Here is an 11781-nt window from a genome sequence, read left to right on the forward strand (position 1 = left end):
GGCTTCGGCCAAGGATGACGGAACCGGCGGCGGAGTGGTCACTGCGTTTGCGACGAAAAAGCGTCGTTTTTCGCAGATCGCACCGAAGGATCAGGCTTTCAGGCCGGAAAGCCAGTCCGGCAGCGCGCCGATATCGGCCAGCACCACATCGGCATGAGGCTCCAGATCCTCGCGCCGGGCGATGCCGGTCAGCACCGCGACCACCCGCATCCCCGCGGCGCGGCCCGCCTCCAGATCATGCCGGCTGTCCCCCACCATGGCGACCCGCGCAGGCTCCAGCCCCAGCGCGCGCGCGAAGGCGAGGCACATCCCCGGCCCCGGCTTTGCGCCATGGCCCGAGTCGTAGCCCGAGATGAAATCGAAGCAGTCGGTGATCCCGTGATTGGCCAGATGCTGCCGGGCCGGGGCTTCGGAATCGTTCGTCGCCACCCCCAGCCGCAGCCCCTGCCCGCGCAGCGCCGAGAGGAGCGGGCGCAGCGGCACCGCTTCGGACATCGGCGCCTGCCCGGCGCTGGCGTCGATGCGGTCGGTCAGCTCCTCCACTGTCACCCCCGGCAACTCGGGTTGAAGCGCTGCGGCAATGTCGGCTGCCGTCGCTGCGATCACCGGGCTGTCGGGGGCGAAGGCTCCGGTATCGAGGTCGAAGCCAATGGCCCGCCCCAGCCGCCGGGCATGGGCGGCATCGCGGGCGATCCGGGTCAGGAAGTCCTTCGCCCAGCGACCCCAGCTCACACGGAAGTCGAAGAGCGTTCCATCCTTGTCGAACAAGAGACCGTCGATCATCTTCATCCTTCCTCAGGTCCAATCCACAACCGCGCCGCCCGGAAGAGCCGCGCGGGCCGCCTGCGGCGCGGTGTAGGCTTGGCCTTGCGCATCGCAGAAGGCAACCACCCAGCGGTCGTCCTGCAGCAGGAAATCCAGAACGGCGGCCAGAAAGTCCGGGTCGGCGGCCCGCGCCCGCAGGTCACCCAGATTCGCGCCGGTCGCGCCCAGGAACAGCGGGAACAGCTCGTCCTCGGCAGCGATCCACCCCAGGGCTTGCAGCGCCAGGACTTGTGCAGCTTCAGGTTGCATTCTCCCCGCCCTCCCCTGGCCGGGAACGGCCATTTCCCCGGAAATATGCCCTTTCGGGGGGAAACGGAAAGGAATTCTTAACCTTCTTGGCCGCAGTCTCGACCCATCGACAGGGAAGAAAACGGCACCGGAAGATGAGCGCACGAATCCTCATCACTGACGACGTGGCAGCGAACCGGATCGTCCAGCAGGCCCGGCTTGCCGCCGCCTTCTACGACCCGATCCTCGCGGCCGACGGCGCGACCTGCCTGGCCATCGCGCGCGAGGAACGGCCCGACCTGGTGCTGCTCGACCTCGGCCTGCCCGACATCTCGGGATTGGAGGTGCTGCAGCGGCTGCGCCGCGATCCGCTCTGCCGCGACATCCCGGTGATCGCGCTGACCGCGACGGCCTCTGCCACGGAACGGCTGGCCGCCTTCGCGGCAGGGGCCGACGATGTGATGGACCGGCCCGCAAACGAACGCCTGCTCCTCGCCCGGCTGCGCAACCTGCTGCGACTGAAGGCGGAAAGCGATTTTCCCGCACCCGACGGGCTGGCGATTGCCGGGCTGGCCGAATCCTCCGCCACGTTTGAACCGCGGGGCACCGTCGCGCTGGTCGCGCCGCAGTCGGCCCAGGGCGCGGCGCTGCGCGACGCCCTCGCCGGACAGTTGCGCGATCACTTGCTCCTGCTCTCGCGGCGCGAGGCGCTGGCCGACATCGCGACCGGGCAGGGCCGGGACCGCCCACCCGACGTCTTCATCCTGCAGGACGATGGCCAGGCCCCCTCGGGCACCCTGCGGCTTCTGTCCGAGCTGAAAAGCCACCAGGCCACCCGCCATGCCGCGGTCTGCGTCGTCGGTCCCGCGGGCGAAGGCGATGAAGCGGCGATGGCCTTCGACCTGGGTGCCGACGATGCCGTCGGGCCCTCCGTCACCGCCGAGGAACTGGCGCTGCGCACCCGCGGGCTTCTGCGGCGCAAGCGACATTTCGACCGCCGCCGCGCGCGGATGGAAGACGGCTTGCGCCTGGCCATGCGCGATCCGCTGACCGGGCTGTACAATCGCCGCTTCGCCGCGCCGCACCTCGCCGCCATCGCCGACCGCGCGCGCGCGGACGGCAGCCAGTTTGCGGTGATGGTGATGGATCTCGACCGCTTCAAGCGAGTGAACGACCTTTACGGCCATGCCGCAGGCGACCAGGTCCTGGTCGAGGTGGCGCGGCGGCTGACCGCGAACCTGCGCGAAACCGATGTGCTGGCCCGGATCGGAGGCGAGGAATTCCTGGCGATCCTGCCCGGCAGCTGCATGAAAAGCACGCGCCAGGTGGCGGAACGGCTCTGCCAGGTGATGGAGGATCAGCCGATCCGCCTGGCCTCCGGCGAAGATCTGCATGTCACGGTATCGATCGGCGTCGCCGTCGCCGGGGCCGCTGGCGAGGCGAGTTTTGCCATCGAAGGCCTGGTGGAACAGGCCGACCTTGCGCTTCTGGAATCCAAGGGCGCAGGCCGCAACCAGGTCACTTACCGGATGAGCGCCTGAGCCGGACCTGCACCGAAAGCTGCGTCGCGTGCGGTCTGGCCGCCTCTGGCCCGACAGGCGCCGTGACCCTTTCGCCTTGCCGCAGCCTCAGCCCTTCCCCCCATGGCGCAGCCCCTTTTCCAGCCGGTCGGCAAAGGCCGCGCGTTCCTCCGGGGTCATCTCGATCAGCCGGGTCTCGATCAAGCTGCGGCCCAGTTCCAGCCGCTCGGCATTGCGCGCCTCCAGCGCGGCCAGCGCCGTCTTCATCGCCCCGGCATCGAACGGATCGGCACGCAGGGCGGTCAGAAGCGCGGCGAATTCGGCCCGCGCCGCCTCGCGCTGGGTACTGAACTCGCCCAGCCGATCCATCAGCGCCCGGCGCAGGGCGCGGCGGTCCTCGGCGTCCAGCGCCGCGCTGAACGGGCCGAAGGACATGTCGCGCGGCATTCCCCGATGCGGCCCGTCGCCCAGCCAGGCGCCGAGGGCCAGCCCCGCCACGCCCAGGTTCAGCGCCAGCGACAGCGCCAGCGCGATCTTCACCCCGCGCGAAGTGGCCGGAGCCGTCGTCGCCGGCTGCGGGGTCGGGACAGTGCTGTTCGGGTCGCTCATCTTCAACCTTCCGTCGTCAGGAGATCGGTGCCGGGGAAGAACTCGGCCGCATCGGCAGAGGACCCGACCAGATAGTCCAGCGTCGCCGGACTGTAGTAGCCCAGCACCAGCCCGAAGACCGCCGCCGTGCCAAGACCCGCCAGCGCGGGCGCCCCGCCGAAGATCGCCGCCAGCCGGGCCAGAAGCCCGAGACGTGGCGCGGCCACCGGCCGAAGTGCCGGCGCCTGCGGCTGCAGGGCCAGCGCATCGGCCAGCACCCGCTCCATCAGCGCCTCGGAGGGCACCGCAGGCCGCCGCGCCGCACTTGCCAGCAGGTCGTCGAGATCATCCTGCATATCCGTCATCCTCATAGCCCAAGGCCTCTTTCCGGCCCGCCAGGATCGCCGACAGCGCCCGCTTGCCGCGCGCGGTCAGGCTTTCCACCGCCTCGACCCCGATCTCCATGATCGCCGCAATCTCGGGGTTCGTCATCCCTTCCAGGTGCCGAAGCACCACCGCCTGTCGCTGCCGGTCGGGCAGGTCGGCAAGCGCCGCCTCAAGCGCCGCCATCCGGCCCGCCGCGATCAGCCGCCCCTCGGCCCCCGGCGTGGCGTCCGCTACCTCGGGCGCCTCGTCCAGCGCCGTCTGCCGCCTGCGGCCCCGCGCGCGCTGGCGGTCGATGCAGAGGTTGGTGGCGACCCGGTAGGCCCAGGTCGTCACCTTGGTCTCGCCCTGCCGCCAGACGGGCGCGACCTTCCAGAGCCGCAGCATCGTCTCCTGCGCCACGTCCTCGGCCTCGGCCCGGTCGCCGGACAGAAGCCGCGCGGCATAGGCCAGGACGCGCGGAGTGACGCGCCGGGTCAAGGCCAGCGCCGCGTGACGGTCTCCACTGGCGTAGAGCACCATCAACGCCTCGTCCGAGATCTCCCCTTGCGCGTCGAAGGCCATGGTCATGCCCGCTTGCTTAGCGCTGGAACGGTACCCTGCAAAGGCTCAGTCGTCGCCCATGCCCCAGCCGTGGCCGCGCTTCTTGTGATGCTTCATCCCGGCCTGGATTTCCTCCTTGGTGACGAAGCCGTCATTGTCGGTGTCGATCCGGGCGAAGTTGCGCATCCCGGGGCCCTGCCCCAGCTCGTCCGGCGACAGGCTGCCGCTGCCGTCGTTGTCCATGGTGTCGAGCATGTCCTGGGTGCGCTCCGCCAGCTTCTCCTGGAACCGCGCCAGCGCGCGGGCCGACAGCTCATCCGCGTCGAGCACGCCGTCCTTGTTCGCGTCGGCCGCATCGAACTCGGCCTTCCGGTGCGCCTCAAGCTCGGCATAGGTGATCTTGCCGTCCTTGTCGGTGTCGATGCTCTCGAAAAGCTCGATCAGCATCGGGCCGCGGGCGTCGTCCGGGCCGCCGCGGCCCCCCATGCCCATCCCGCCCTTGTCGGCCAGCACGGCCGAACCCAGCAGGGCGCCCAACACGGCCAGACCGGCGATCACGGATTTCTTCGGTGCAGTCATTGTCTTCTCCTTGCCTCGGGACCGTCCTTTCGGCCCTTCTGCCCCATCAAACGGACCGGCCGGAGGTTTCCGTCGGAGGTATTTGCGACATCCGGGCGCAGGCCCCGTCTTTCCCCTGTGAAAAGGTCGGGTGCATGTCTATGTTCGCGGCTCTTGCCAAAGCGCCCGAAGCGCAGGACCCTGCCGATGACCATGATCGAGACGACATCCGTGACCGACCTCGAAGAGCGCCCGCTGAAACCTGCCCTCTTGCGGGGCTGGCGCCGCCGCTGCCCGAACTGCGGCGCGGGTCCGATGCTGCGCGGCTATCTCAAGGTGCGCGACGCCTGCCCGGTCTGCGGCGAGGAGCTGCACCACCACCGCGCCGACGATGGCCCGGCCTACATGACGATCCTGATCGTCGGCCACCTGCTCGCGCCGGTGCTTCTGTTCACCTACACCAAGTTCCGGCCCGAGCCGCTGGTCATGGCGGTGGGATTCACCATCGGCACGGTGGCGCTGTCACTCTACCTTCTGCCCCGGCTGAAGGGCGCGCTGGTCGCACTGCAATGGGCGAACCGGATGCACGGCTTCGGCTCTCGCGCCAATGACTGACGAACCGATCCGATCGGCCGCGACCGTCGTCCTCTGGCGCGAAAGCCCGGCTGGCCCGCAGGTCCTGATGGGCCAGCGCGGCGAGGGCGCGGTGTTCATGCCGTCGAAATTCGTCTTCCCCGGCGGCCGGGTGGATGCCGAGGATCACGCCGCCGCCCGCCCCGGATTCCTCGCCCCCGACTGCGCTCGTCGCCTGACGCTGATGGCCGACGACGACGCCCCCGGCCCGGATGTGCTGGTCGCCGCCGCGCTGCGCGAGCTGACCGAGGAGACCGGCCTGAACCTCGCCGCGATGGAGCATCCCTCGCTCCGCTTCATCTTCCGGGCGATCACGCCCCCCGGCCGGACCCGCCGCTTCGATGCGCGCTTCCTTCTGGCCCATGCCGACAGCCTGGATGGCGACGGCAATGACTTCGCCACCGCCTCGGGCGAGTTGCAGCACCTGCGCTGGCTGCCCCTGCCGGATGCGCGCGCGCTGGACCTGCCCTTCATCACCGAGGTCGTGCTGGCCGAAGTCGCGGTGCTGGTGACGGGGGGCGACCAGCCCGGCGTGCCCTTCTTCGACAATTCCGGCACGACCCCGCAGTTCCGCCGGATCGTCTGACGGATCGCTCGTCGCTGACTTCGTCCCTCCTCGCGCGCGACGAGAAGACGACGTCGCACGAGGAGCAGTCCGCAGCGATCAGTCCCCCGACTTCCGCACCGGCCAGATCGGATGCGGCACCGGATCCTTCGGGGTGAAGAGATACCGGCGGAAGACTTCGGTGTAGTTGCGGTAGACGTAGGCCTCGTTCCGGCGCCGGTAATGGTCCTTCCGCGCGGCATAGAGCCCGGGCAGCCGGTACCAGGGCACCGCGGGGTGCATGTGGTGGACGACGTGGAAATTGTTGTTCAGGAACAGCAGACTGAACGGACCCCGGCTCTCGATGATCACCGTCCGTGCCCGCGCAGCCTCATGCGCGCGGTGCTCCAGATAGGTCCGCACCTTCAGAAGCGCCGTACCCAGATAGACCGCCGCCAGATAGCCCCAGGCCGGCATATCGCCCACCGCCCACAGCCATGCGACGACCAGAGCCAGCCCCGGCACATGCAGCGCCCAGGCCAGCATCACCCGCCGGTCGCCCCGCACGGCCAGGTGCAGATCCTGCGCCAGGAACGTCACCGTGCCCACCAGCGGGCCGATCAGCACCCGCCCCGCCAGCGTGTTGTTGACCCGCAGGATCAGCTTCACCACCCCCGGCAGCCGCGCCCAGACCGCGGGGTCGCAGAAGTTGGATTCCGGATCGTCGTAGGGATCGGTCAGCGCCGCGTCGTTGTGGTGCTGGAGATGCGTGTCCTTGAACCGCAGGTAGGGCACGAAAAGCCCCGTCGCCGGGAAGACCAGCGCCTCGGACAGCAGCTGCGAGCGGAACGGGTGGCCGTGCAGCACCTCATGCGTCAGCGAGGCAAGCTGTGCGACGGCGATGCCGGTGGCAATAATCGCCAGCACCGGGCTGATCGGCCAGAGAAGCGTGGTGCCGAAGGCCCAGAGGGCATAGGTTGCGGCGAAGAGAAGGACGGTCGGCCATTCGGTGGCCCGGGCACTCTGCAAGATGGTCTCCCAAAAGACTGGGGATACTGTAGCAAAGCCCCGCCCTGCCGTGAATTCAGGGTATTGTAAACTTGACTCAACCTTCGTTCTGTAAAATCATCAAATGATGGATAAAGTCGATAAACGCGACCGTGCCTCCCAGTTCCGCGCCCGGCTGGCCGAGGCAATGGCTGCGCGCCGGATGACCCAGGCCGAGCTTGCCCGGCAGACCGGGGTCGACCGCTCCACCATCTCGGCGCTGTTGCAACCCGGCACCCGGCTTCCGAACGCGCAGCTGGCGGCCGACTGCGCGCGTGCGCTTGGCATCAGCGCGGACTGGCTTCTCGGCCTTTCCGGCCGCCCCGAACCCATCGCCGACCTCCTCGCCGCCTCGCTGTCGTTGACCGAAGCCCCGCGCGCGCTGATCGACGAGCGGATCTTCGGCTGGCATCAGGAGGCGGCGGGCTACAAGATTCGCCATGTCCCCGCGACTCTGCCCGACATGCTGAAGACCCGCGCCGTGGTGGAATGGGAATACCGGCCGCAACTCGGCCGCACCGCCGAACAGGCCCTCGGCGCCTTCGAGGACCGGCTGAAATGGATGCGTGGCGCGGGGTCCGACTATGAAATCGCCCTGCCGATGCACGAACTGACCGCCTTCGCCACCGGATCGGGCTATTACGAGGGCCTGCCCGCCGAGACCCGTCTGGCCCAGCTCCGCCAGCTGATGACGCTTTGCGGCCAGCTCTACCCGTCGCTCCGCATCTGTCTTTTCGATGCACGGAAGCTCTTCTCGGCCCCCGTCACCGTTTTCGGCCCGCTTCTGGCGGTGATCTACCTCGGTCGCCACTACCTCGCCTTCCGCGACTCGGCACGGGTGGAAACCATCACCCAGCACTTCGACCTTCTGGTCCGCGAAGCCGAAGTCGGCGCGCGCGATATGGAGGCCCATCTGCAAACCCTGATCGACCGCGTCCGTTAAAGCGCGGTCAGGGCTTCGGTCCGGTAGCCGTTGAAGTCGAAGATTTCCCGCGCGGCATTCAGCCGGTCGGCAGGGATCGCCCCCCGGTCGAGCACGATCCCGAACCGGCCCGAGGGCGTGGCGATGGCGAGCGTCCGGTAGCCGCTGTCGACCCAGATCACCCACCAGTCCTCGCCCTTCACCCGCAGCCGCCCCGGCCCGACCAGCGGCGCGGTGCCGGATACCGTCTCGGCCTTCCCGGCCAGGCACAGCGTCCCCGCCAGCCGCAGGCCCTGCGCGTCCGGCGTGATCTCCACCCCGCCCGACCCACAGGATCCGGCATCGCGGAAATCGGCCACCTGCCGCCAGGTGCCCGCCGCCTGCCCCGGCTGGAACGCCGCCGCCGACCAGATCGGCGCCGCCGCCGCCCGGAATGCGGGCGCGGGGCCGGGCTTTGCCACGCAGGCCGCCAGCAGCACGGTGAGGGCCAGCATCAGTCGAGGCACAACGTCACCCGCGCGCCATTGTCCTGGAAAATCTCGTTGCAGCCATACATCGGTTTCACCGGCGCGCAGGTGCCCGACCGCGCCAGGCACACGCCCTCGCACTGGCTTTCCTTGGTGCAGCGCTTGCCCGAATCCCGGGTCTTGAACACGCAGGCCCGCGTGCCGCCCTTGCCAACCCTGGCCCAGTGGCCCTTCTTCTTCTCGCAGGCCAGCTGCTGTTCCGATTTCGGCGTCACCGGCGTCTCGGCCAGATCGGGCTTCGGTGCCGGAGGGGCGGCCTCTGCCGCGACGGTTGCCTCCGGTGCGGAAGCGGCCTCCGGTCCGGCGGCCGCCTGCGGCGCAGCCGCCGCGGTTCCCGCCGCCGATGAAGCCACCGGCGCCGGACCTGCGCCTGGCGCGGCATCCAGCGCCGTCACCTCGATGGGCTCCCCCGTCACCGCATTCGACGCCGGGGTGGGGTGCGACCCCTTTCCGGGACCAGACATCTGGCAGCCCGCCACGAAGGTCATGGCACAGACGAGAACGGCAACAAGCGAAAGACGCGACATCGGGCTCTCCGGTTCGCGCAACAAGTGCCTTGAACGCCTCTCTGCCGCAAGCCCCGTCAATAGGGCTCCGGATGGGCCCGGTGGGTTTCCGCTATGTCCTCCAGCACCTCTGACGACAACGTGATCCCCGCCGCGCCGATGTTGGTCCTCAACTGGTCCAGCGTCGTCGCTCCGATGATCGGGATCGTTGGGAAGGGCCGCGTCCGGCAGAAGGCGATGGCCATCTGGCAGGGGTCCAGCCCATGCCGCGCCGCCACCCCCAGATAGGCCGCCACCGCCGGGAACACCCGGGGGGTGATCCGGCCCGACAGGTCCGGGTTCAAGCTCCGGCGCGAGCCGTCGGGGATCACGTCGCCCGCATATTTCCCGGACAGGAGGCCCGTCGCCAGCGGCGAAAAAGCCAGAAGCGGCATGTCCTCGGCCACAGAAAGCTCGGCCCAGTCGGTGTCGAACTGACGGCAGAGCAGGCTGTATTCGTTCTGCACCGTCGCCATCCGCGGCAGGCCCAGCGTCTCGGCCAGATGCAGCCAGCGCGCCGCCCCCCAGGTGCTTTCGTTGGACAGACCGATGGCCCGGATCTTGCCTTCCGCCACCAGCGCCTGCGCCGTGGTCAGGATGTCGGTCATGTTCGCCGTCTCGGCCGCCTTGTCGATTCCCGCTGGCGCATAACGCCAGGACTGGCGGAAGTGATAGCTGCCCCGGTTCGGCCAATGCAGCTGATACAGGTCGATATAGTCGGTCCGCAGCCGCTTCAGCGAGGCCTCGGCCGCCGCCCGCATCGTCGCCCCCGTGACCGGCTCTCCGGGCCGGATGGTCTGACCCTTCCCGGCGATCTTGGTCGCCAGCACGATCCGGTCCCGCCCGCCGCGGGCGGCAAGCCAACTGCCGATGATCTCCTCCGTCCGCCCCACCGTCTCGGCCCTGACCGGGTTCACCGGATACATCTCCGCCGTGTCCCAGAAGGTCACGCCGGCCTCCAGCGCCATGTCGGCCTGGGCATGGCCCTCGCTTTCCGTATTCTGCGTGCCCCAGGTCATCGTGCCGAGGCACAGTTCGGAAACCGTCAGGCCGGTCTTGCCAAGCATCAGGGTCTTCATCGGCGGCTCCTTCTTGTCCGGGCGAAGGCTAGGCCGGATCAGCGGCGCGGCAAAGGCCCGCGGTTGAGAACGTCCCACGAACACACGGTCTTTTCCGCCATCCCCTAGACCCGGCCCGCCAGGAACCCTGCCACCCGCTCCACCGCTCCGCCCCGCTCCATGGGGCGGGCGGACCACAGCCGGAACCCTGCCGCCAGCGGCACCCTTTGCGGAAACGGTGCAATCAATGTGCCGCGCTCCAGATGCGCCGCCACCAGCGCGCCATGTCCCATCAGCACCCCGGCCCCGTTCACCGCCTCCTCCACCGCCAGCGCGTAAAGCGAGAAGACCGGTCCCCGGACCGCCGCGGTCGCCCCGACGGCCGTCAGCCAGATCTCCCAGTCCCGATCCCAGGCGGTATCCGACAGACAGGGCACCAAGCCGAGGTCCTCCACGCACGTGAGCCGCGCCGCAAGCACGGGGGAACACACGGGAAACAGCTCATCCGGCGCCACCAGCCTGCCCCCTCTTTCAGCCGGAAAAAGGCTCAGGTCATGCAGGCTGCGCTTCAGGTTCGGCGGCGCTTCCAGCGCGGTGATCGAGACGGAAATCTCCGGTGCCGCCGCCCGCAACGCCGGCAGCCGGGGCGACAGCCACAGCTGCGCAATCGCGGGCAGCGTCGCGATATGCACCTCCCGCGGCAAGGCCAGCGCCCGAAGCCGCGCCTCGGCCCCCGCCAGCGCATCGAAGGCGCCGGTCAACTCCTCCGCCGCCGCCAGCCCCAGCGCCGTCAGCCGCACCCCCCTTGCCTGCCGCTCGAACAGCGCAGCCCCCAGCCGGTCCTCCAGCGCCTTGACATGCGCCGTCACCGCGCCGGGTGTCACCCCCAATTCCGCAGCCGCCAGCGTGAAGGCCCCCGTCCGCGCCGCCGCCTCGAAGGCACGCAGCGCGTTCAGCGGCAGGCGGGTCAGGGGTGGTGGTGCAACCGGCATGGTTCAATTTTCCTGACCCTAATTTTCCGCAGAACTGATTTGTCCGCAAGCCCCGCGCTGACTAGGCTCCAAGGTAAAGGAGACCGCCATGCCCCATCTCACCCCTCGTCCCTGGGTCTCGCAGGCTTGCGAAACCTACATCCAGCGCCTCGCGACCGAGGCGGGCCAGCCGTCCAGCACGGTCGCCGCCCGCCTGGATGCGCTGATCGCGAAGAACCGCGAGATTCACGATCAGGACTGCTTCAACCTCAACCCCGCCACCAACGTGATGAACCCAAGGGCCGAAGCCGCGCTTGCCTCCGGCATCGGCTCGCGCCCTTCGCTCGGCTATCCCGGCGACAAGTATGAGATGGGGCTGGAGGCCATCGAGGAGATCGAGGTCATCGCCGCCGAACTCGCCGCCGAGGTGTTCGGCGCCAGATACGCGGAAATCCGCGTCGCCTCCGGCGCTCTCGCGAACCTCTATGGCTTCATGGCGCTGGCGAAGCCCGGCGACAGCATCATCGCGCCGCCCGGCACGATCGGCGGCCATGTCACCCACCATTCCGCGGGCTGCGCGGGCCTCTACGGGCTGACCACCCACCCCGCCCCCATCGACGCCGATGGCTATACCCTTGATCTTGCCGCGCTTCACGACCTCGCCCACGCCGTGCGGCCGAAGATCATCACCGTCGGCGGCAGCCTGAACCTCTTCCCGCATCCGGTGGCCGAGGTGCGCAAGATCGCCGACCAGGTCGGCGCCAAAGTGCTCTTCGACGCCGCCCACCAGTGCGGCATCATCGCCGGGGGCGTCTGGGCCAACCCGTTGACCGAAGGCGCGCATCTGATGACGATGAGCACCTACAAGTCGCTCGGCGGCCCCGCCGG

The 11781-nt window shown here is 69.2% G+C and carries 16 protein-coding genes; 5 read left to right on the forward strand and 11 right to left on the reverse strand.

The annotated features are described in order from the left end of the window. Positions 1-90: 90 nt before the first annotated feature. Together V7Q39_RS04585 and V7Q39_RS04590 are read right to left on the reverse strand one after the other, a co-directional pair. Positions 91-783 carry an HAD family hydrolase gene (locus V7Q39_RS04585; RefSeq protein ID WP_333815326.1) on the reverse strand — a complete coding sequence of 231 codons (693 nt, stop codon included), beginning with the start codon at positions 781-783 and terminating at the stop codon, positions 91-93. Positions 784-795: 12 nt separating this feature from the next. Further along, positions 796-1074 (reverse strand): DUF3572 domain-containing protein, encoded by a 279-nt coding sequence (locus V7Q39_RS04590; protein WP_333815328.1) that lies wholly within the window; start codon positions 1072-1074, stop codon positions 796-798. A 134-nt stretch (positions 1075-1208) separates the two neighbouring features. On the opposite strand from V7Q39_RS04590, the gene V7Q39_RS04595 reads away from it, so the two are divergent. Beyond that, positions 1209-2594, forward strand: coding sequence for a diguanylate cyclase (locus tag V7Q39_RS04595; protein WP_333815331.1), 1386 nt, complete (start codon positions 1209-1211; stop codon positions 2592-2594). An 87-nt stretch (positions 2595-2681) separates the two neighbouring features. Here V7Q39_RS04595 and V7Q39_RS04600 read toward each other — a convergent pair whose 3' ends face one another. The 4 genes from V7Q39_RS04600 to V7Q39_RS04615 are packed head-to-tail and all read right to left on the reverse strand — an operon-like array spanning position 2682 to position 4667. Further along, the gene (locus V7Q39_RS04600; RefSeq protein WP_333815333.1) at positions 2682-3182 is read right to left on the reverse strand and encodes a periplasmic heavy metal sensor; all 501 of its coding nucleotides are present in this window, start codon (positions 3180-3182) and stop codon (positions 2682-2684) included. A 2-nt stretch (positions 3183-3184) separates the two neighbouring features. Beyond that, a complete protein-coding gene (locus tag V7Q39_RS04605; RefSeq protein WP_333815336.1) occupies positions 3185-3517 on the reverse strand; it encodes a dihydroorotate dehydrogenase in 333 nt (110 codons plus the stop codon). Beyond that, a complete protein-coding gene (locus V7Q39_RS04610; RefSeq protein WP_333815338.1) occupies positions 3507-4115 on the reverse strand; it encodes an RNA polymerase sigma factor in 609 nt (202 codons plus the stop codon). Before V7Q39_RS04610 ends, V7Q39_RS04605 begins: the two co-directional genes overlap by 11 nt. A gap of 39 nt (positions 4116-4154) precedes the next feature. Next, positions 4155-4667 (reverse strand): EF-hand domain-containing protein, encoded by a 513-nt coding sequence (locus tag V7Q39_RS04615; RefSeq protein ID WP_333815340.1) that lies wholly within the window; start codon positions 4665-4667, stop codon positions 4155-4157. Between the two features lie 186 nt (positions 4668-4853). On the opposite strand from V7Q39_RS04615, the gene V7Q39_RS04620 reads away from it, so the two are divergent. Next, the gene (locus tag V7Q39_RS04620) at positions 4854-5261 is read left to right on the forward strand and encodes a DUF983 domain-containing protein (protein WP_333815341.1); all 408 of its coding nucleotides are present in this window, start codon (positions 4854-4856) and stop codon (positions 5259-5261) included. Continuing rightward, positions 5254-5865, forward strand: a complete 612-nt coding sequence (locus V7Q39_RS04625) for an NUDIX hydrolase (RefSeq protein ID WP_333815342.1) — start codon at positions 5254-5256, stop codon at positions 5863-5865. Before V7Q39_RS04620 ends, V7Q39_RS04625 begins: the two co-directional genes overlap by 8 nt. 78 nt (positions 5866-5943) lie before the next feature. Here V7Q39_RS04625 and V7Q39_RS04630 read toward each other — a convergent pair whose 3' ends face one another. Beyond that, a complete protein-coding gene (locus V7Q39_RS04630) occupies positions 5944-6852 on the reverse strand; it encodes a fatty acid desaturase (protein WP_333815343.1) in 909 nt (302 codons plus the stop codon). A gap of 103 nt (positions 6853-6955) precedes the next feature. Here V7Q39_RS04630 and V7Q39_RS04635 point away from each other — a divergent pair, with 103 nt between their 5' ends. After that, positions 6956-7813 carry a helix-turn-helix transcriptional regulator gene (locus tag V7Q39_RS04635; RefSeq protein ID WP_333815345.1) on the forward strand — a complete coding sequence of 286 codons (858 nt, stop codon included), beginning with the start codon at positions 6956-6958 and terminating at the stop codon, positions 7811-7813. Here the strand turns inward: V7Q39_RS04635 and V7Q39_RS04640 are convergent. The 4 genes from V7Q39_RS04640 to V7Q39_RS04655 form a co-directional block, all read right to left on the reverse strand. After that, positions 7810-8286 (reverse strand): lipocalin, encoded by a 477-nt coding sequence (locus tag V7Q39_RS04640; protein WP_333815346.1) that lies wholly within the window; start codon positions 8284-8286, stop codon positions 7810-7812. The genes V7Q39_RS04635 and V7Q39_RS04640 overlap by 4 nt on opposite strands. Further along, positions 8286-8846, reverse strand: coding sequence for a hypothetical protein (locus V7Q39_RS04645; protein WP_333815348.1), 561 nt, complete (start codon positions 8844-8846; stop codon positions 8286-8288). Before V7Q39_RS04645 ends, V7Q39_RS04640 begins: the two co-directional genes overlap by 1 nt. A gap of 56 nt (positions 8847-8902) precedes the next feature. Beyond that, positions 8903-9943, reverse strand: coding sequence for an aldo/keto reductase (locus tag V7Q39_RS04650; RefSeq protein ID WP_333815350.1), 1041 nt, complete (start codon positions 9941-9943; stop codon positions 8903-8905). A gap of 104 nt (positions 9944-10047) precedes the next feature. Beyond that, positions 10048-10914 (reverse strand): LysR family transcriptional regulator, encoded by an 867-nt coding sequence (locus V7Q39_RS04655; protein ID WP_333815352.1) that lies wholly within the window; start codon positions 10912-10914, stop codon positions 10048-10050. 88 nt (positions 10915-11002) lie between these two features. Here V7Q39_RS04655 and V7Q39_RS04660 point away from each other — a divergent pair. Continuing rightward, positions 11003-11781: beta-eliminating lyase-related protein (locus tag V7Q39_RS04660; RefSeq protein WP_333815353.1), on the forward strand; the 779-nt coding region annotated here is incomplete at its 3' end.

The organism is Tabrizicola sp. (assembly GCF_036781545.1).
Lineage (GTDB): Bacteria > Pseudomonadota > Alphaproteobacteria > Rhodobacterales > Rhodobacteraceae > Tabrizicola.

Excerpts from the sequence above, each read along its gene's own strand:
- V7Q39_RS04585 (WP_333815326.1), bottom strand. The coding sequence starts at position 783 with ATGATCGACGGTCTCTTGTTCGACAAGGATGGAACGCTCTTCGACTTC.
- V7Q39_RS04625 (WP_333815342.1), top strand. The coding sequence starts at position 5,254 with ATGACTGACGAACCGATCCGATCGGCCGCGACCGTCGTCCTCTGGCGC.
- V7Q39_RS04645 (WP_333815348.1), bottom strand. The coding sequence starts at position 8,846 with ATGTCGCGTCTTTCGCTTGTTGCCGTTCTCGTCTGTGCCATGACCTTC.
- V7Q39_RS04605 (WP_333815336.1), bottom strand. The coding sequence starts at position 3,517 with ATGCAGGATGATCTCGACGACCTGCTGGCAAGTGCGGCGCGGCGGCCT.
- V7Q39_RS04635 (WP_333815345.1), top strand. The coding sequence starts at position 6,956 with ATGATGGATAAAGTCGATAAACGCGACCGTGCCTCCCAGTTCCGCGCC.
- V7Q39_RS04600 (WP_333815333.1), bottom strand. The coding sequence starts at position 3,182 with ATGAGCGACCCGAACAGCACTGTCCCGACCCCGCAGCCGGCGACGACG.
- V7Q39_RS04650 (WP_333815350.1), bottom strand. The coding sequence starts at position 9,943 with ATGAAGACCCTGATGCTTGGCAAGACCGGCCTGACGGTTTCCGAACTG.
- V7Q39_RS04655 (WP_333815352.1), bottom strand. The coding sequence starts at position 10,914 with ATGCCGGTTGCACCACCACCCCTGACCCGCCTGCCGCTGAACGCGCTG.
- V7Q39_RS04640 (WP_333815346.1), bottom strand. The coding sequence starts at position 8,286 with ATGCTGGCCCTCACCGTGCTGCTGGCGGCCTGCGTGGCAAAGCCCGGC.
- V7Q39_RS04615 (WP_333815340.1), bottom strand. The coding sequence starts at position 4,667 with ATGACTGCACCGAAGAAATCCGTGATCGCCGGTCTGGCCGTGTTGGGC.
- V7Q39_RS04610 (WP_333815338.1), bottom strand. The coding sequence starts at position 4,115 with ATGACCATGGCCTTCGACGCGCAAGGGGAGATCTCGGACGAGGCGTTG.
- V7Q39_RS04590 (WP_333815328.1), bottom strand. The coding sequence starts at position 1,074 with ATGCAACCTGAAGCTGCACAAGTCCTGGCGCTGCAAGCCCTGGGGTGG.
- V7Q39_RS04595 (WP_333815331.1), top strand. The coding sequence starts at position 1,209 with ATGAGCGCACGAATCCTCATCACTGACGACGTGGCAGCGAACCGGATC.
- V7Q39_RS04620 (WP_333815341.1), top strand. The coding sequence starts at position 4,854 with ATGACCATGATCGAGACGACATCCGTGACCGACCTCGAAGAGCGCCCG.